This window comes from Brucella sp. NBRC 113783 (assembly GCF_040372265.1).
Lineage (GTDB): Bacteria > Pseudomonadota > Alphaproteobacteria > Rhizobiales > Rhizobiaceae > Brucella > Brucella teleogrylli.
In genome coordinates this window covers 17,018-32,818 of sequence record NZ_BAABRX010000010.1, presented here as the reverse complement: position 1 = coordinate 32,818, position 15,801 = coordinate 17,018, and the positions used below count along the sequence as shown (strand labels likewise).

Here is a 15,801-nt window from a genome sequence, read left to right as displayed (position 1 = left end):
GCAACGGCGCCGACACATTCAGACAGGCGGAACAATCAATATGCAGGACACGGTAATTCTCGTCGGTTGCGGCAATATGGGCTTTGCCATGCTCAAAGGCTGGCTCGACAATGGCATTCTGAAAGCAGGCGATGTTCACGTCGTCGAGCCGACGGATGCGCTGCGCGAACGTGCAGCTGGCGCCGGCGTTCACGCCTATGCCAGCGCGGATGCGCTGCCTGCTGACCTTAAGCCGCGCATGATCCTGGTTGCCGTCAAGCCGCAGGTGATGAACGCCGTCCTGCCTGCCTATAAGCGCTTTGCGCCTGCCGCCACCTTTGTCAGCGTTGCAGCTGGCATTCCGGTTGCGCTGTTTGAAAATCATCTGGGCAACGACGCCGCCATCCTCCGCTGCATGCCCAACACGCCTGCCGCCATCGGCAAGGGCATGATGGTGACCTTCAAGAACGCCAATGTGACCGCCGACAACGAGGCGTTCGTCGCACGCCTGCTCGCAACGTCGGGCAAGGTCGCCAGCGTCGATGACGAAACGCTGATGGATGCCGTCACGGCGGTTTCGGGTTCAGGCCCGGCCTATGTGTTCCACTTCATCGAAGCCTTGACCGATGCTGGTGTTACGGCCGGTCTGCCACGCGAAACGGCGGCACTTCTTGCCATGCAGACCGTGATGGGGGCGGGCGCGCTTGCCGACGCCAGCACCGACACCCCGTCGCAACTGCGCGAGCAGGTGACGAGCCCGAACGGCACCACGGCGGCGGCGCTTGACGTGCTGATGGGTGGCGACCGTCTCAAAACGCTGGTTGCCGAGGCCGTTGAAGCAGCGCGCAAGCGTTCGGTGGAACTCGGCAAGGCCTAATCAGCAAGTCTCGGCACCGCATCAATCAGCGCTCTGGTGACAGGCGCTTGCGGTTTCAGGATCAGCTCCCGCGTCGGGCGGTTTTCAACAATCCGCCCGCGCTCCATCACCGCAATGCGATCCGCCACTTGTGCAGCAACCGCGAGATCATGGGTGATGAAGAGATAAGCCGTCTGCTCGGCCTTTTGTATCTCCTGCAACAAGTCGAGAATTGCGCCGCGCACGGTCACGTCGAGCGCGGAAACCGCTTCATCCAGCACGATCAGCGACGGGGATGTCGCAAGCGCACGGGCAATTGCCACCCGCTGCCGCTGGCCGCCGGAAATTTCATGCACACCGCGCCGAGCAAGCGCTGGATCAAGCCCGACCGTTTGCAACAGGTCTGCGATATCGCGGTCGATGCCATGAATGCGCAGCGGTTCGTGCAGAAGATCGCCCACGCTGGCGCGAGGGTTGAAAGCCGATAGCGGGTCCTGAAACACCATCTGCATCCTTGCGCGACGCCTGCGCAGCGCCGCACCTTGCCATGCCAGCCAATCCTCACCCTCAAAGCGGATTGTCCCGCTCTTCAGCGGCTGCAAGCGCAGCAAGGCACGCGCGAGCGTAGACTTGCCGCTGCCCGACGGGCCGACCAGCGCCAGTGTCTCGCCCCTGTTGACCGCAAGGCCGACATGATCGAGCGCCAATGCAGCGCCATAGTGCACCACCAGCCCGTCCGCCTGCAACAAAGCCTCAGTCATGGGACGCCAACTCCAGTGCAGGCACGGCGGCAATCAGTGCGCGCGTATACTCCGTCTGCGGTGTGCCGATGATTGCGCGCACATCGCCGCTTTCCACCAGCGCGCCCCGGCGGAAGACCGCGATGCGATCCGCCAGCCCGGAAGCGAGTGCGATATCATGCGTGATGAAGATCAGCGTCATGCCGTCTTCACGCACCAGCTTGCGCAGCAGCGCCACGATTTCCCGTTGGACAATCGTATCGAGCGCGCTTGTCGGCTCGTCGGCGATCAGCACACGCGGATTGGCGGCGATGGCGAGCGCTATCGCGATACGCTGTTTTTGCCCGCCAGAGAACTGATGCGGGTAGCGGTGAAAACTATCCTCCGCATCGGGGATATGCACGCGCTCAAGCAGTGCGAGCGCCCGCATCCTCGCGGTGTGGCAATCCAGCTTTTCATGCGCGCGAATGGTTTCGACCAATTGCGCGCCGATGCTCATCAGCGGATCGAAGCTTGATGCCGGGTCCTGAAAGACAAAGCCGATATCGCGTCCCGGCTTCATCGGCCCATCGGCCCAGTCGATCCGCCCTGATACTCGCGCATTGGCAGGCAGAAGGCCTGCAAGCGCCAGCGCCAGGGTGCTTTTTCCGGAGCCGCTTTCGCCGATAATGGCAAGCGTTTTGCCCGCCTCTATATCGAGCTGAACGTTGCCCAGCGCCGTTTCGCGCCCATAGGTGACCGAGAGGTTATCCAGTTTCACGAGCAGGCTCACGATTGCACCTCGCGCCGTGCCGCGGCGGCAGTCACGCCCTCGCCCGCCAGATAGACGCCAACGACGGTCAACGCCAATGCCAGTCCCGGCACAATGGAAAGCCACGGTGCAGAGCGCAGAACCGTGCGGCCTTCCGCAATCATGCCGCCCCATGTGACACGGTTCGGATCGCCAAGGCCGAGAAAGGACAGTGCGGCCTCGATCAATATAGCCGAAGCGACGATCACCGGCACCAGCGCCAGAACCGGCGGCAGGGCGTTGGGCAATATCTGGCGAAAGGCGATCTCCAGCGGATGCATGCCTATGACCCGCGCCGAGGCCACATAGTCGCGCTCGCGGATGGACAGCACCTGCCCGCGCGTCAGCCGTGCAGCCTGCGTCCAGCTTGAGAGTACGATTGCGGCGACCAGAACCGGCAATGACGGCCCGGCAAGACTAACCAGCGCCAGCGCCAGCAAAAAGCCCGGCACAGTCTGGAACGCCTCTGTAACCCGCATCAGGACTTCATCGACGATCCCGCCTGCAAAACCCGCCAGCACGCCGACCGTGCTGCCGACGAGGATGGAGGCCACAGCCGCCGCAAGCCCGACAACCAGCGAGGTGCGCCCGCCGTGGAAAAGTTCGGCCAGCACATCGCGCCCAAGCCGGTCCGTGCCAAGCGGAAAGGCGCTGTTTTCGAACGGTGCCAGCAAGGGAGACGCGACAATCCGCAGCGGATCACCAGGAAAGAGCAGCGGCGCGAAAAGTGCTGCTGCGACGAGGATCGTCAGGATAAGCGAACCTGCCAGACCCTCGCCCGTCTTGAGACTGCGCAGAAAAACCGTCATGCGCTGGCCTTTCCTGTCGGCCTTTGGGCAATACGCGGATCGAGCCAGACATAGAGAAGATCGACAAGCAAATTGACCATGATCACCATGATCGCGCTTGTGAGAATGACGCCCAGAAGCAAGGGCGTATCGCGGCTTGCAACGGCCTCCTGCGCCAGTCGTCCGAGACCGGGAACCGCAAAGACGCTTTCGATCACCACGCTGCCGCCCAACATGCTGGCCGCTTGCAATCCGAGCAGGGTAACGAGCGGCAACAACGCGTTGCGCGCCACATGGCGCAACACAATGCGTGGTCGCGAAATGCCGCGCGCCCGCAAGGCTCGCACAAAATCCATCCGCCATATGTCGGCCATCGCGGCGCGCATGACCCGCAGATAAAGCGCCAGATAAATCAGCGCCAGCGACATGACCGGCAGCACCAGATGGCGCGCTATGTCGCCTGCCCGCGCCAGTCCTTGCTTGCCGGATGCAATGGTTTCGATGCCACTCGACGGTAACCAGCGCAGCCGGATCGAAAACAGGATGACCAGCACCAGCGCCAGCCAGAAACCCGGAATGGCGTAGAGCACCAGAGAGGTAACCGACAGAAACCGGTCGCGCAAACTGCCCGGCCTTGATCCGGCGACAAGCCCAAGCAGTGTACCGATGGCAAAGGACAGTGCCGTCGCCGCACCCATAAGCAGCAGCGTATTGGGCAGCCGTTCCAGAATGACGCCGAGGATAGGGCGGTTGAAACTGACCGACCAGCCAAGATTGCCCTGCAAGAGAGAGGCAAGATAGGCGGCAAGCCGATACCAGACCGACTGGTCCAGCCCCCAGCGGGCACGCATTTCCGCAATCTGCGCCGCATCACCGCCGAAGCTGACGGCATAGGCGTCCACCGCATCGCCCGGCGCCAGTTCCAGCATCAGAAAGCAGCCGACAACGACAATCAGCAGCACAAGGATGCTGCCGATCAGACGTTTCCGGAGAAGGGTTAGAATCTGCGCCACGTCGCGACGATACAATCAACACGAAGCTTCGTCACCGTCTATCGCGGTTCCGGTTAAAACGGAATCGTGGAACCGCTCTAGCTATTTGTTTTAAGCATTATCCCGCGCATCGAAGCAGGATCAGAAATCAGTCCAGTGGACTGATTTCCCTGCGTAGACGCTACGCACTTTTGCTGGAAATGCTCTATCGCGGTTCAACCCAGGTATCGGCCCAGTTGGAAACCGCCCAGCGCGGATTGTTGGAAATATTCTTCACCCGCTCATTGGCAACCGTGATGAAACCCCATTCGGCAACATTGATCAGCGGCAGATCCGCTTCCACTTTTTGCTGGAACTCGTGATAAAGCGCCGTGCGTTTCGTCTCATCGATCTCGCGTGCTGCGGCGGCGATCAGGGCGTCCAGTTCGGCATTGGTATAGCCGCCCTGATTGGAGAACGGCACACCCGCCGGAATGCCACTTTCCACCAGAATGGTGGTGGAGATGGCCGGATCGCCGCGATAGACGGTCGGCGCAATGGCAAGGTCAAAATCGTGATCGGTATAGACCGCCTTTTGATGCGCCGCCGCGTCATTGTTGACGATGCGCGCATCGATACCAATCGCAGCCAGAGCCTGACGCAGATAATCGCCAAACTGTCTGGTCTCGTTGAAATAGGGCGCGGGCAGAAGCTTCAGCGCAAAGCGCGTTCCGCCCCCGCCGCGCTTGTAACCCGCTTCGTCCAGAAGCTCATTCGCCTTGGCCACATCGAACGGATAGGACGGCACATCACGCGTATAAAACTGGTTGTCATAGCGCGGCACGGGGCCGGTCGAGGTTTTGGCGTAGCCAAGGAAGATGGTCTTGACCACGAAATCGCGGTCGATCGCATGGGCAATCGCCTGACGAACCTTCAGGTCCGCCAGTTCCTTGCGACGATGATTGATTTCCACGACAAGCTGATAGGTCAGCGCCTCATAGCCCTTGGAAATAACCGCTAGCCCCGGCACTTTCGAAATGCGGTCGAGGTCGGCCAGCGGCACGGCGGAGAAAGCCGCCAGATCAATCTCTTCCGCTTCAAGCGCTCCGGCTGCGGCAGCCCGGTCCGGCAGAACACGATAGATGATCTCATCGAGATGAGGTTCGCCCTCGCCCCAATAGGCGTCGTTCCGGACCAGTCGATAATATTCGCCGGTCTTGTGCTCGGCATATTTGAACGGTCCGGTGCCAATGAGCTTTTCATTGGCCGGATTGGCCGCAATATCGGTGCCCGCGAAAACATGTTTCGGCAGAACCGCGGTCAGCGCTGGCAGAGCGTTGCGCACGAGCTGAAACGGCGTCGGCTCCGAGAAATGAAAGACGGCGGTATGATCGTCCGGTGTTTCCACCTTATCCAGCGCCTTGAACACGACGCGGCCAAGATTTTGCAGCGGCTTCCAGACTTCCAGTGCGGAGAAGGCCACGTCCGCCGCCGTAAACGGCGTACCGTCATGCCACGTGACGCCTTCACGCAGGCGGAACGTCACAGTCAGCCCGTCAGCCGAGCCTTCCCAGGCCGTGGCCAGTCGCGGGCTCAAGCCGTTTTCGCCGTCGAAAGAGGCTTCGGCCAAGGGCTCGACGATCTTGCTTGCAACGAAAAACACGCCATTGGAGGCGACGATAGCCGGGTTGAGATTACGCGGTTCGGAATCCGCCGCCACTACAAGTCGTCCGCCCTTTTCTGCACTGTCCTGCGCCTGCGCCCATTTCGGCCACGCCACCGATGCGGCCAGAAAGGTCGAGCCGACCAGAAAACCTCTTCGCGACGCAATGAACCGAGACATAACCCCACCTGCCCTGCATTTTTATTCCCATCGGCTTATTTCTATCGCAGCCACGGCCGAATGACAGGGTCAAAACCTGTTACCACGACAATAAATATTGAAAATCATTTCCTTTTTGGGAAATTTTGACCAACAGATAAACGTAGTATAATCCAATAATATGCTCACTGATTGTTCAGTATTTTGCAGAATACTGCTGAATTAATTTTTTACAAAATTGCCATCTTAAGAAATTCTCCCCTTGCCAAAGGGGCGCCTTTGCATAGATCATGGTTAATTATGTGTTGTCGTATTTCGTGAAGAGAGAACCGAATATGGCCAGCACATGACCACAGGAGTTTACCCCCGCTCCTGTTTCGCCCACTTGCAGGCCCGATAGATAAATCCGGCTGCAAGTTTTGAAGCTGAACCACATTGGAAGAGAGGAAACAGAAATGTCTAGTTTGCTGCCCCCGCTTCATGACGGTCACGCACCGATCTATCTACATCACGCATTTCAAGATGCGGTCGATGCTTATGAAGATTGGACACTGGAAACGGCAGAGCCGGTTGTTCAGGTCAATGGCAAGATTACACGTATCAGCGTTGTCTTCCGTCGCCTGTGGAACTGCACCGACATGGTGCCGCGCCACACGCTGGAAGCATTGAAGGATATCGTTCCGTCGACACTGGTTCATGCGGAACGCTGGAAAGAAAACGCAACTTTCTCAGAAGCCGCCCATGTGATGCGCGCGGCTTTGGAACGACGCAAGGCGCGACGGCTTCCGGTCGTGTGCTGATAGCGTGAAACCGGACAGGCGGGCGGGTTTTCCCCGCCCGCTTTTTTGTGCATGACAGGTCGGCCGCCGCTTTTCACTTTTGCTGGAAATGCTTTATGAACCGGACCTGATGAAATCATCCTCCCCAGGTCGCATACCAATTATCTCAGGAGTTCCGATGCGTAAGCTGCTAACCGCCGCCCTTATTCTCGCCGTCTGCACAGCCGGATCGGCGATGGCAAAAACCATACGCGTCGGCGTCACGCCCGGCCCGCATGCCCAGATCATGGAAAAGGTGAAGGAAGTCGCTGCCACCAAGGGTCTGGAAATCGATATTCAGGAATTTTCCGATTACGTCATTCCAAATATGGCGCTGGCCGATGGCGCGCTGGAAGCCAATTCATTCCAGCACCAGCCCTATCTCGATAATCAGGTTGCCGACCGCAAATTCGATATTGTCAGCGTGGCACAGTCCGTCAACTTCCCGATGGGCATGTATTCGAAGAAGCTGAAGAACATCTCCGAACTTGCCGATGGCGCGACGGTGGCGATCCCCAACGACCCGACCAATGGCGCGCGTGCGCTTCTGGTGCTGGCCGATAACGGTCTCATCAAGATCGATCCGGCCAAGGGCTTACGCGCCAGCGTCATCGACGTGACCGAAAACCCCAAGAACCTGAAATTCGTCGAGCTTGATGCCGCACAGCTGCCGCGCTCGCTGGAAGATGTCGAGGCGGCTGTCATCAACACGAACTATGCCATGGAGGCCGGTCTTAACCCGGCCAAGGACCCGCTGATCCGCGAAGGCGAAAAGGCGCCCTACTTCAACGTCATTGCCGTGCGCACCGCCGACAAGGACGCCGACTGGGTCAAGGAACTGATCACCTCCTATCACAGCCCGGAAGTGAAGACCTTCATCGAAGAAACCTTCAAGGGTTCGGTTCAGCCTGCCTGGTAAGCCTATCCCGCAAAAAGAAAGCGCCGGTCCAATTGTTTCGGACCGGCGTTTTTATTGCGTGACGCAAACTATTCAGAGCTTGCGGAAACGCACCCGTGCGCTGCGCTCGATGGCGGCAACCGTCAGCTCGTCCAGCGTCCAGCGGTCGCGCAGCATCTGGAGGAATTCCAGCTCTTCCTGCTCGACATGGAGATCGGCAGCCGCCACTTCCACCGCCAGCGCATAGGCCGTGTCATAAAGCTTTTCAGGCAGCGCTTCATGCGCAAGGTCGAGGATCTTTTCCAGACCGTCTTCATAGGCCAGCAGCGCGTAGCATTCATTGGCAAGACGCGGCAGTTCCGCCGTATCGAAGCCACGGAACACCGGAAGGCGCGTCACCACATTGCCGATGGACTCCAGTTCCGCGTCGGTCATCGTCGTGTCGGCAGCCGACGTCGTGATCATGATGTAGACGAGTGCATCCTGCGGCGAGATTTTCTTCATCGGGTACTCCTCAGCGACACCATGATCGGAATCAGCTTTTCCGGTTACAATTTGCCGGAAAGTTAGGAAGCCTCCCGCGGTTAGGCAAGGAAATTCCGCACCAGCCGTTGACGGCACGGGGTTGTCGCGCCATAGAGCATAGGCACGGATGCGTGCACCGTTTTTCAAGAATAACGCCCTTCACAGGATATCAGGACAAAACCATGACTTCGCATCGTCTGCCCGAAATTACGCTGACCCCGGAACTGACCGCGGCGGCTGCGGACGCGAAAGCCTGGCCCTTTGAAGAAGCGAAGAAAATCCTCAAGCGCTATGCCAAGACCGGCCTGCCGGACACAGTGATTTTCGAAACCGGCTATGGCCCGTCGGGTCTGCCGCATATCGGCACATTCGGCGAAGTGGCGCGCACCTCGATGGTGCGCCATGCCTTCCGTATTCTGACCGAAGACAAGGTGAAGACGCGCCTGATCTGCTTCTCCGACGATCTCGACGGCATGCGCAAGATTCCAGACAATGTGCCGGACAAGGCAGCACTTGAGCCTTATCTGCAAATGCCGCTTTCGTCGGTGCCGAACCCGTTCGGCGGCGAATATAAGAGCTTTGCCGAGCATAACAATGCTATGCTCTGCCGCTTCCTCGACACTTTCGGCTTCGACTACGAATTCGCCAGCGCGACAGATTACTACAAGTCCGGCAAGTTTGATGCGGTGCTGCTCAACGCCGTCGAACGCTATGACGACATTATGAAAGTCATGCTGCCGACGCTCGGCGAAGAGCGTCAGGCGACCTATAGCCCGTTCCTGCCGATCTCGCCCAAGTCGGGCCGCGTGCTTTACGTGCCGATGAAGAGCGTGGACGCCAAGGCTGGCACGATCACATTCGACGATGAAGACGGCGTCGAAACCACGCTTTCCGTCACCGGCGGCAAGGTAAAGCTGCAGTGGAAGCCGGATTTTGGTATGCGCTGGGCGGCACTCGGCGTCGATTTCGAAATGTTCGGCAAGGATCACCAGACCAATGCGGGCGTATACGACCGCATTTGCGAAATTCTCGGCGGACGCGCGCCGGAACATTTCGTTTACGAGTTGTTCCTCGACCAACTTGGCCAGAAGATTTCCAAGTCCAAGGGCAACGGCATCTCGATTGACGAATGGCTGGCCTATGCGCCGACCGAAAGCCTTGCGCTTTACAATTTCCAGAAGCCGAAGACCGCAAAGCGCCTTTACTTCGATGTCATCCCGAAGGCGGTGGACGAATATTTCACCTATCTGTCGGCCTATAACCGTCAAGAGTGGAAGGACCGGCTGAACAATCCGGTCTGGCATATTCATTATGGCAACCCGCCAAAGGTTGACCTGCCGGTGACCTTCGCGCTGATGCTCAATCTGGTCAGCGCATCAAATGCGGAAAGCCCGTCGGTTCTGTGGGGCTTCATCTCGCGCCACGCGCCGGGCGTCACGCCGGAAAACAATCCGGAACTGGATGCGCTGGTTGGTTACGCGATCCGTTACTTCAACGATTTCGTCAAGCCGACCAAGCAGTTCCGTGCGCCGGACGACGTGGAACGCGGCGCACTGGAAGCGCTGGACGCCAAGCTTGCGACCCTGCCTGCCGGGACCGATGGCAACGATATCCAGAACGCCATTCTGGACGTCGCCCGCGCCATCGAACGCTATCAGGATCACACCAAGAAGAGCCCGGAAGGCGGCCCCGGCGTGTCGGTTTCCTTCTTCCAGATGCTCTATGAAGTGCTGATCGGACAGGAGCGTGGCCCACGCTTCGGCTCCTTCGTCGCGCTTTACGGCATCGAGGAAACCCGCGCCCTGATCAAAAAGGCGCTGGCTGGCGAACTGGTCTGAGCCGCTCAATAGCCGAACAAAACGACAAGCCCCGCAGCCACCCGGCGCGGGGCTTTTTTGCGCCCGAAACGCTGGCACATTTGCTCCGATTGACTCTGCATCTCGTAGTAGGTAGAACGGTATACCTATCACAAGGATTACTGCGATGAAGTCCGTTCAAACACCATTTCCGGCTTCCACGGAAAGCGCGCGCGAAAAGCTTTTGAATGCTGCTGCCGTGCTGTTTTACGATCAAGGCATCGGCGGCACCGGCATTGACGCCATCGTTGAAAAAGCGGGCGTCGCCAAGAAGAGCCTCTATAATAATTTTGCGTCCAAAGCCGATCTGGTGAACCAGTATCTGGAAGTGCGCCATGCCGAATGGCTGGGCCTCTATGATGCGCGGCTGCAAAAAGCTGTCACACCGCTGGAAAAGGTTCTCGCGGTTTTCGACGCCTATCAGGACCATGCTGAATTTGCCTATGAGCACGGCTTTCGCGGCTGCGGGCTGCTGAATGCTGCTGCCGAATTGATGGTCGGCGATATTGGGCGCCAGGCAGTGAAACACCACAAGCGCGAGGTCGAAGCGCTGCTGGCGGGCCATCTGGCGGAACTGCTGCCCGACGCGCCTGAGAGAGCGGCTGCATTGGCGCGGCAACTGTCTTTTCTGCTGGAAGGGGCAATGTCGCGCGCCGGACTTGAGGGGAACAGCGCCTGCATTCAGGAGGCGCGGGCTATGGCATCGGACATGTTGGGGGCATTGTGAACACATCATCGCGCAATTATGCGATTGGCGTCGCCGCCATTTTGTTTTCCTCTGCCGTCTGGGGGACGACTGGCACAGCCGCAACATTTGCCCCGGAGGTGGGTTCTGCGGCAATCGGCGCTGCGGCCATGGGCGTCGGCGGGCTGATGCAGGCGCTTCTCGCCGGACCCGGCATCATCCGTGCACGGCCGCAACTGGCCAGAAACTGGCGCAACCTCGTTCTCGGCGGACTGGCCGTCGCCATCTATCCCCTCGCCTTCTACGCCTCGATGCGTATGGCTGGGGTCACCATCGGGACCGTCGTCACACTCGGGTCCGCGCCGCTGCTTTCCGCCCTGATCGAATATGTATTCGATGGTTCCCGATTGTCCCGACAATGGCTGTGGGGTGCCCTGATCGGACTGCTCGGCATGATCCTCATATCCATAGCCGAGGGATCGGCGCATAGTGGTGTGCAGACGGGCAACTCTGTGCTGATCGGCATTGGACTTGGCCTGATTGGAGGCTTCACCTATGCGCTCTATTCATGGACTGCGCGCGGCCTGATCCTGCGCGGCATCCATTCATCGGTCGCGATGGGCGCGACATTCGGCATTGGCGGCCTGTTGCTGATGCCGGTGCTGCTGATGACCGGCGCGCCCTTCCTCGCCTCTTGGAACAATGCCGCCGTCGGCATCTATATGGCGGCGGTGCCGATGTTCCTCGGTTATGTCTGCTTTGGCATCGGCCTTGCGCGGGTTCCTGTCAGCATGGCGACGACGATCACACTCGTCGAGCCTGTCGTCGCCGCGCTGCTGGCCGTAGTTATTGTGGGAGAACGTCTCCCAGCCATGGGCTGGCTCGGCGTCGTACTGGTGATCGCTTGCCTCGTGGTGATCACCGTTCCGCTGAAATCAGTATCAGGCAGAAGCCCGAAGGCAGCAGCCGAAGCCTAGTTTGCAGGTGTTGGTGCTGGCGCAACAGGCGCTGGCGGAAATTCACCCTGCTGCGGAGACGGCGCAGAGGGTTGCGGCTCTGGCTCAGGTGCCAGCGGCGATGGATTGCTGAGACTGTTGCCCGGATCAGGCTCCAGACTTTGCAAGGACGCATCCGGCTTGTCTCCGAAAATGCCAAGGCGCGCTTCTTCCGCCTTGCGTCCCGCATCAGCATAGGAACCGTCTGGCGTCGCCCTGGCCCAGCCATTCGTCACCAGCCACTCAGCGGCATCGTCATTGCCAAGCTTGCACCCGGTCGCAATGGCGGCACCGCTATCGTTCTGCGGCAGGCGGCACATGATGGCGCGCGAGCGCAGCCACTGGCGGAAGGCCGTCCGCGCCTGCATACCGCATGGCCAGTTCTGGCCGGATGTGGTCTGGCAGGTCTGCTCGACCGGCAAAACCTCGATGCCCTGCAAATCGATCATGCGTCCCTGACTTTCGAGCCGCCCGGCGGCAACCGCGACTGGCCGCTGCAACAGCTGCATGTCCTCGCCCTCCCCGACAGGCACGGCAGGGGTTGGCGCAACCGGCTCAGCCGGAGCGACCGGCTCCGGCGGCTTTGGTGTCGCCGCAAGACCGAGATCGCTGAGCGGCGGTCGCGGCGCTTCGCGCTGAAGCCCGTTTGCCTCATCGCTGGAATTGCCCGGCTGCGGCGTGGTCTCAGGAGCGGATTGCGCGTTCTGCTGACCATCCGTTTTGGTACCCGGCTCGTCATAATCGAATTGTTCGACGACGATGCCGTTGCCCGAACTGCCGGTCGGCGCGGTCGTGCCGCTATCCGCAGCGATCACCGGCACGGGCCCATCCAGAGCGCCATAAAACGGAGCGATGAAAGCAGCGGCCAACAGCGCGCCGGTCAAACCGGCGAGACTGCCATAGACCATGCGCGAATGGCTTCTCGTATGCGACTGCGCCATTACTGGCTGGCCCATAGAATTCTGGCGATCCATTCCACATCCTTGGTCTCAAAGCTGCGGTTTGAATGCTCTGGATTAAGCGAATGCAATTCGATTGTCCGTGGTGTCTGGCGATAGAGTATCTTGGCCATGACTTCTCCGTCCTTGGTTCGCACCACCACGCGGTCGCCGCGACGCACCGGCGCATTGGGCGCGACAATCAACGTATCGCCGTCACGGTAAAGGGGCAACATGCTGTCGCCCGAAACTTCCAGCGCATACACACCTTCGCTGGCACCCACTGGAAATTCTACAATGTCCCAGCCCTGCCCCGCCGGGAAACCCGCATCGTCGAAATAGCCGCCCGTGCCAGCCTCCGCCATGCCGAGAAGCGGGATCGGTTGCGCGTCCTGCGTATATTCGCCGAAACCCTGGTTCGTATTAACGCCGCCGCCGATCAGGCGGGTGAGTTCTTCAAAGCTTGCCCCGGTGGCTTCCATCACCTTGGCCAGCGATTCCGTCGAGGGCCAGCGCGCGCGCCCGTCGGCGGCGTAACGCTTCGACTTGTTGAAGGTCGTGGGATCAAGACCAGCGCGGCGGGCAAGGCCCGACGCACTCAGGGAATGGCGTTCTGCCAGTGCGTCTATCGCCGCCCAGACGCTGTCGTGAGAAAACATGTGTTATCCGCCAATTTCAGGCAGGCATCGTCCCATGGCGAACTCGGGCCGTGAGAATGCGCCGCGTAGGATTTTAAACCTAATACCCTTACCAACTTTTGTCAGAACCTACCGAAAATTGGTGTTTTACGCAAGACGCATGAAATAACAGGGAAAATTTCCTAACGAGATCGAAAGGGACGCCGGAAAATTAAAAGGCGCGATGTTTTCACACCGCGCCTTCCAGACTTTAAGAGATTACGGATCAAGCCGCTTTTTTGGTTTCGCTCTTGTAGGGATTGAAACGCTGATAGAAACTTTCGCCATTCTCGGCCAGGTCGAGCAGAAGCTTCGGCGCCTTGAACTGCTGGCCGTATTTCTTCTGCAAGTCCTTGGCAAGCTTGACGAATTTCTTCGCACCCATGCCATCGATATAGGACAGCGTACCGCCCGTATAAGGCGCGAAACCGAAGGCGAGGATCGAGCCGACATCGGCTTCGCGCGGATCGGTGACAATGCCTTCTTCCATCACGCGGGCAGCTTCGAGAGCGATGGTGACGAGGAAGCGTTGCTTCAGCTCGTTCACGTCGATCTTGTCGGGGTTCTGCTGCGGATAGAGATCCTTGAGACCAGCCCAAAGATGCTTCTTGGCGGGCTTGGCCGGGTATTCGTAGAATCCCTTGCCATTCTTGCGGCCCTTGCGGTCGAACTCGTTGACGAGCCTGTCCACCAGCTCGACATGGCGCGGATCAACGGCCTTGTCGCCCAGATCGGCAAGCGTGGCTTTCAGGATCTTCTGCGACAGGTCGATGGCGGTTTCGTCGTTGAGCGCCAGCGGGCCGACCGGCATACCGGCCATGCGGGCGGCATTTTCGATCATGGCCGCCGGAACGCCTTCAACCAGCATGTTGTAGGCTTCCGACATATAGCGCAGCACGCAGCGATTGACGTAGAAGCCGCGCGTGTCGTTGACGACAATCGGCGTCTTCTTGATCGCGCGGACATAATCGAGCGCGACGGCCAGAGCCTTGTCCGAGGTCTTCTTGCCGAGGATCACTTCCACCAGCATCATCTTGTCGACCGGCGAGAAGAAGTGGATGCCGATGAAATTCTTCGGACGCTTCGATACCTTGGCAAGACCGCTGATCGGCAGGGTCGAAGTGTTGGACGCGAAGATCGCCGAAGACTTCAGCACTTCCTCGGCCTTCTCGGTCGCGACACGCTTGACTTCACGGTCCTCGAACACGGCTTCGATCACCAGATCGGCACCGTCGAGTTCGGCATAGTCCGGCGTCGCGGTGATGAGCGACAGAAGCTTTTCCTTGTCGGCCTCAGTAGCGCGGCCCTTCTGCATTTCCTTGGTGACGAGATCGGCGGTATGCGCCTTACCCTTGTCGGCGGCTTCCTGATCGCGGTCGATCAGCACCACCGGAATGCCCGCCTTGGCGGTCACATAAGCAATGCCCGCCCCCATGAAACCAGCGCCAATGACGCCGATTTTCTTGAGCTTGGTCGGCTTTTCATCCGCAGGGCGGCGTGCGCCCTTGTTCAGTTCCTGCAACGACACGAACAGCGAACGGATCATCATGCCCGCTTCGGTTGTTTGGAGGATTTCGGTGAAATAGCGCTGCTCTATCTTGAGGCCGGTATCGAACGGCACCAGAAGGCCCTCATAAACCGACTTCAGAATAGCCAGCGCCGCCGGATAATTGCCCGATGTTTCGCGGCGCAGAATGGCGGTTGCGGCGGGCCAGAGATTGGCACCGGCAGCCGAATAGATCGCGCCGCCCGGCAGCTTGAAGCCCTTTTCATCCCAAGGCTGAACCGGCTTGAGGCCGCCCTTGATGAGCTTCTTGGCGGTTTCGACCAGCTTCTTCGCCGGGGCGACTTCCGTGACGAGGCCCATCGCCTTGGCGCGCTGCGCCGTCAGGCTGGAGCCGGTCGTCATCATCTGAAGCGCGTCCTGCTGGTTGGCTAGGCGCGGAACGCGCTGCGTTCCACCAGCGCCCGGGAACAGGCCGACCTTCACTTCAGGCAGCGCAAGCTTCACGCCCGGAGCATCCGACACAACCCGCGCATGGCAGGCGAGCGACATTTCAAACGCGCCGCCCATGCAGGTGCCGTTGATGGCCGAAACCCAAGGCTTGCCGCAGGTTTCAAGCTTGCGGAACAGGCCGCTCATCTTGCCGACATTGTCGAACAGGGACTGAACCGCGCCCTGCGGGTCCTTGGCCTTCTGCTTCTGGAACGCCTTGAACATGCCTTCCAGCATGGTCAGGTCGGCGCCACCGGAGAAGCTTTCCTTGCCGGACGTGATGACCACGCCCTTGATCTTGTCATCGGCAACCACCGCATCGATGATGGCGTTCAGTTCCTGCATCGCCTCGACGGTGAAAACATTCATCGACTTTTCAGGCATGTCCCAGGTGACGAGGGCAATGCCGTCGGCGTCGGTCTCAACTTTGAAATTCGTGTAAGCCATTCGTAAAAACCTCCCTCGCC

At 59.5% G+C, this 15,801-nt stretch carries 15 protein-coding genes; 6 read left to right on the top strand and 9 right to left on the bottom strand.

The window, feature by feature from the left end:
• Positions 1–40 precede the first annotated feature (40 nt).
• The gene (proC, locus tag ABWW11_RS21670; RefSeq protein WP_109367016.1) at positions 41–856 is read left to right on the top strand and encodes a pyrroline-5-carboxylate reductase; all 816 of its coding nucleotides are present in this window, start codon (positions 41–43) and stop codon (positions 854–856) included.
• On the opposite strand, the gene ABWW11_RS21665 is transcribed toward proC, so the two are convergent.
• From ABWW11_RS21665 to ABWW11_RS21645, 5 genes are all read right to left on the bottom strand, one after another.
• A complete protein-coding gene (locus ABWW11_RS21665) occupies positions 853–1,596 on the bottom strand; it encodes an ABC transporter ATP-binding protein (protein WP_109367015.1) in 744 nt (247 codons plus the stop codon). The two genes, proC and ABWW11_RS21665, sit on opposite strands and share 4 nt — an antisense overlap.
• Positions 1,589–2,347, bottom strand: coding sequence for an ATP-binding cassette domain-containing protein (locus tag ABWW11_RS21660; RefSeq protein ID WP_109367014.1), 759 nt, complete (start codon positions 2,345–2,347; stop codon positions 1,589–1,591). The genes ABWW11_RS21665 and ABWW11_RS21660 overlap by 8 nt, the downstream gene beginning before the upstream one ends.
• A complete protein-coding gene (locus ABWW11_RS21655) occupies positions 2,344–3,174 on the bottom strand; it encodes an ABC transporter permease (protein WP_109367013.1) in 831 nt (276 codons plus the stop codon). Before ABWW11_RS21655 ends, ABWW11_RS21660 begins: the two co-directional genes overlap by 4 nt.
• Positions 3,171–4,181 (bottom strand): ABC transporter permease, encoded by a 1,011-nt coding sequence (locus ABWW11_RS21650; RefSeq protein ID WP_109367012.1) that lies wholly within the window; start codon positions 4,179–4,181, stop codon positions 3,171–3,173. The genes ABWW11_RS21655 and ABWW11_RS21650 overlap by 4 nt, the downstream gene beginning before the upstream one ends.
• Positions 4,182–4,350: 169 nt before the next feature.
• Positions 4,351–5,967 (bottom strand): ABC transporter substrate-binding protein, encoded by a 1,617-nt coding sequence (locus ABWW11_RS21645; RefSeq protein ID WP_109367011.1) that lies wholly within the window; start codon positions 5,965–5,967, stop codon positions 4,351–4,353.
• A gap of 434 nt (positions 5,968–6,401) precedes the next feature.
• Here ABWW11_RS21645 and ABWW11_RS21640 point away from each other — a divergent pair, with 434 nt between their 5' ends.
• Both ABWW11_RS21640 and ABWW11_RS21635 read left to right on the top strand, forming a co-directional pair.
• Positions 6,402–6,746, top strand: coding sequence for a BRA0787 family protein (locus ABWW11_RS21640; RefSeq protein WP_109367010.1), 345 nt, complete (start codon positions 6,402–6,404; stop codon positions 6,744–6,746).
• 157 nt (positions 6,747–6,903) lie between these two features.
• Positions 6,904–7,683 carry a MetQ/NlpA family ABC transporter substrate-binding protein gene (locus ABWW11_RS21635; protein WP_109367009.1) on the top strand — a complete coding sequence of 260 codons (780 nt, stop codon included), beginning with the start codon at positions 6,904–6,906 and terminating at the stop codon, positions 7,681–7,683.
• 72 nt (positions 7,684–7,755) lie between these two features.
• Here ABWW11_RS21635 and ABWW11_RS21630 read toward each other — a convergent pair whose 3' ends face one another.
• The gene (locus ABWW11_RS21630) at positions 7,756–8,166 is read right to left on the bottom strand and encodes a tellurite resistance TerB family protein (protein WP_109367008.1); all 411 of its coding nucleotides are present in this window, start codon (positions 8,164–8,166) and stop codon (positions 7,756–7,758) included.
• Positions 8,167–8,369: 203 nt separating this feature from the next.
• On the opposite strand from ABWW11_RS21630, the gene ABWW11_RS21625 reads away from it, so the two are divergent.
• The 3 genes from ABWW11_RS21625 to ABWW11_RS21615 all read left to right on the top strand — a co-directional run bounded on the left by ABWW11_RS21625 (position 8,370) and on the right by ABWW11_RS21615 (position 11,705).
• The gene (locus ABWW11_RS21625) at positions 8,370–10,025 is read left to right on the top strand and encodes a lysine--tRNA ligase (protein ID WP_109367007.1); all 1,656 of its coding nucleotides are present in this window, start codon (positions 8,370–8,372) and stop codon (positions 10,023–10,025) included.
• Between the two features lie 145 nt (positions 10,026–10,170).
• Entirely contained in the window at positions 10,171–10,770 is a 600-nt protein-coding gene (locus tag ABWW11_RS21620) for a TetR/AcrR family transcriptional regulator (protein WP_109367006.1), read from the top strand.
• Positions 10,767–11,705, top strand: a complete 939-nt coding sequence (locus ABWW11_RS21615) for a DMT family transporter (RefSeq protein ID WP_209445999.1) — start codon at positions 10,767–10,769, stop codon at positions 11,703–11,705. The genes ABWW11_RS21620 and ABWW11_RS21615 overlap by 4 nt, the downstream gene beginning before the upstream one ends.
• On the opposite strand, the gene ABWW11_RS21610 is transcribed toward ABWW11_RS21615, so the two are convergent.
• From ABWW11_RS21610 to ABWW11_RS21600, 3 genes are all read right to left on the bottom strand, one after another.
• The gene (locus ABWW11_RS21610) at positions 11,702–12,664 is read right to left on the bottom strand and encodes a thermonuclease family protein (protein WP_109367005.1); all 963 of its coding nucleotides are present in this window, start codon (positions 12,662–12,664) and stop codon (positions 11,702–11,704) included. The two genes, ABWW11_RS21615 and ABWW11_RS21610, sit on opposite strands and share 4 nt — an antisense overlap.
• On the bottom strand, positions 12,664–13,320 hold the full coding sequence (locus ABWW11_RS21605) for a S24 family peptidase (RefSeq protein ID WP_109367004.1): 657 nt from the start codon (positions 13,318–13,320) through the stop codon (positions 12,664–12,666). The genes ABWW11_RS21610 and ABWW11_RS21605 overlap by 1 nt, the downstream gene beginning before the upstream one ends.
• A 244-nt stretch (positions 13,321–13,564) precedes the next feature.
• On the bottom strand, positions 13,565–15,781 hold the full coding sequence (locus ABWW11_RS21600) for an FAD-dependent oxidoreductase (protein ID WP_109367003.1): 2,217 nt from the start codon (positions 15,779–15,781) through the stop codon (positions 13,565–13,567).
• Positions 15,782–15,801: the final 20 nt, after the last annotated feature.

Bases quoted from the DNA above. Each gene is read 5' to 3' on its own strand.
- proC (WP_109367016.1), top strand. From the start codon at position 41: ATGCAGGACACGGTAATTCTCGTCGGTTGCGGCAATATGGGCTTTGCC.
- ABWW11_RS21665 (WP_109367015.1), bottom strand. From the start codon at position 1,596: ATGACTGAGGCTTTGTTGCAGGCGGACGGGCTGGTGGTGCACTATGGC.
- ABWW11_RS21655 (WP_109367013.1), bottom strand. From the start codon at position 3,174: ATGACGGTTTTTCTGCGCAGTCTCAAGACGGGCGAGGGTCTGGCAGGT.
- ABWW11_RS21645 (WP_109367011.1), bottom strand. From the start codon at position 5,967: ATGTCTCGGTTCATTGCGTCGCGAAGAGGTTTTCTGGTCGGCTCGACC.
- ABWW11_RS21640 (WP_109367010.1), top strand. From the start codon at position 6,402: ATGTCTAGTTTGCTGCCCCCGCTTCATGACGGTCACGCACCGATCTAT.
- ABWW11_RS21635 (WP_109367009.1), top strand. From the start codon at position 6,904: ATGCGTAAGCTGCTAACCGCCGCCCTTATTCTCGCCGTCTGCACAGCC.
- ABWW11_RS21630 (WP_109367008.1), bottom strand. From the start codon at position 8,166: ATGAAGAAAATCTCGCCGCAGGATGCACTCGTCTACATCATGATCACG.
- ABWW11_RS21625 (WP_109367007.1), top strand. From the start codon at position 8,370: ATGACTTCGCATCGTCTGCCCGAAATTACGCTGACCCCGGAACTGACC.
- ABWW11_RS21620 (WP_109367006.1), top strand. From the start codon at position 10,171: ATGAAGTCCGTTCAAACACCATTTCCGGCTTCCACGGAAAGCGCGCGC.
- ABWW11_RS21610 (WP_109367005.1), bottom strand. From the start codon at position 12,664: ATGGCGCAGTCGCATACGAGAAGCCATTCGCGCATGGTCTATGGCAGT.
- ABWW11_RS21605 (WP_109367004.1), bottom strand. From the start codon at position 13,320: ATGTTTTCTCACGACAGCGTCTGGGCGGCGATAGACGCACTGGCAGAA.
- ABWW11_RS21600 (WP_109367003.1), bottom strand. From the start codon at position 15,781: ATGGCTTACACGAATTTCAAAGTTGAGACCGACGCCGACGGCATTGCC.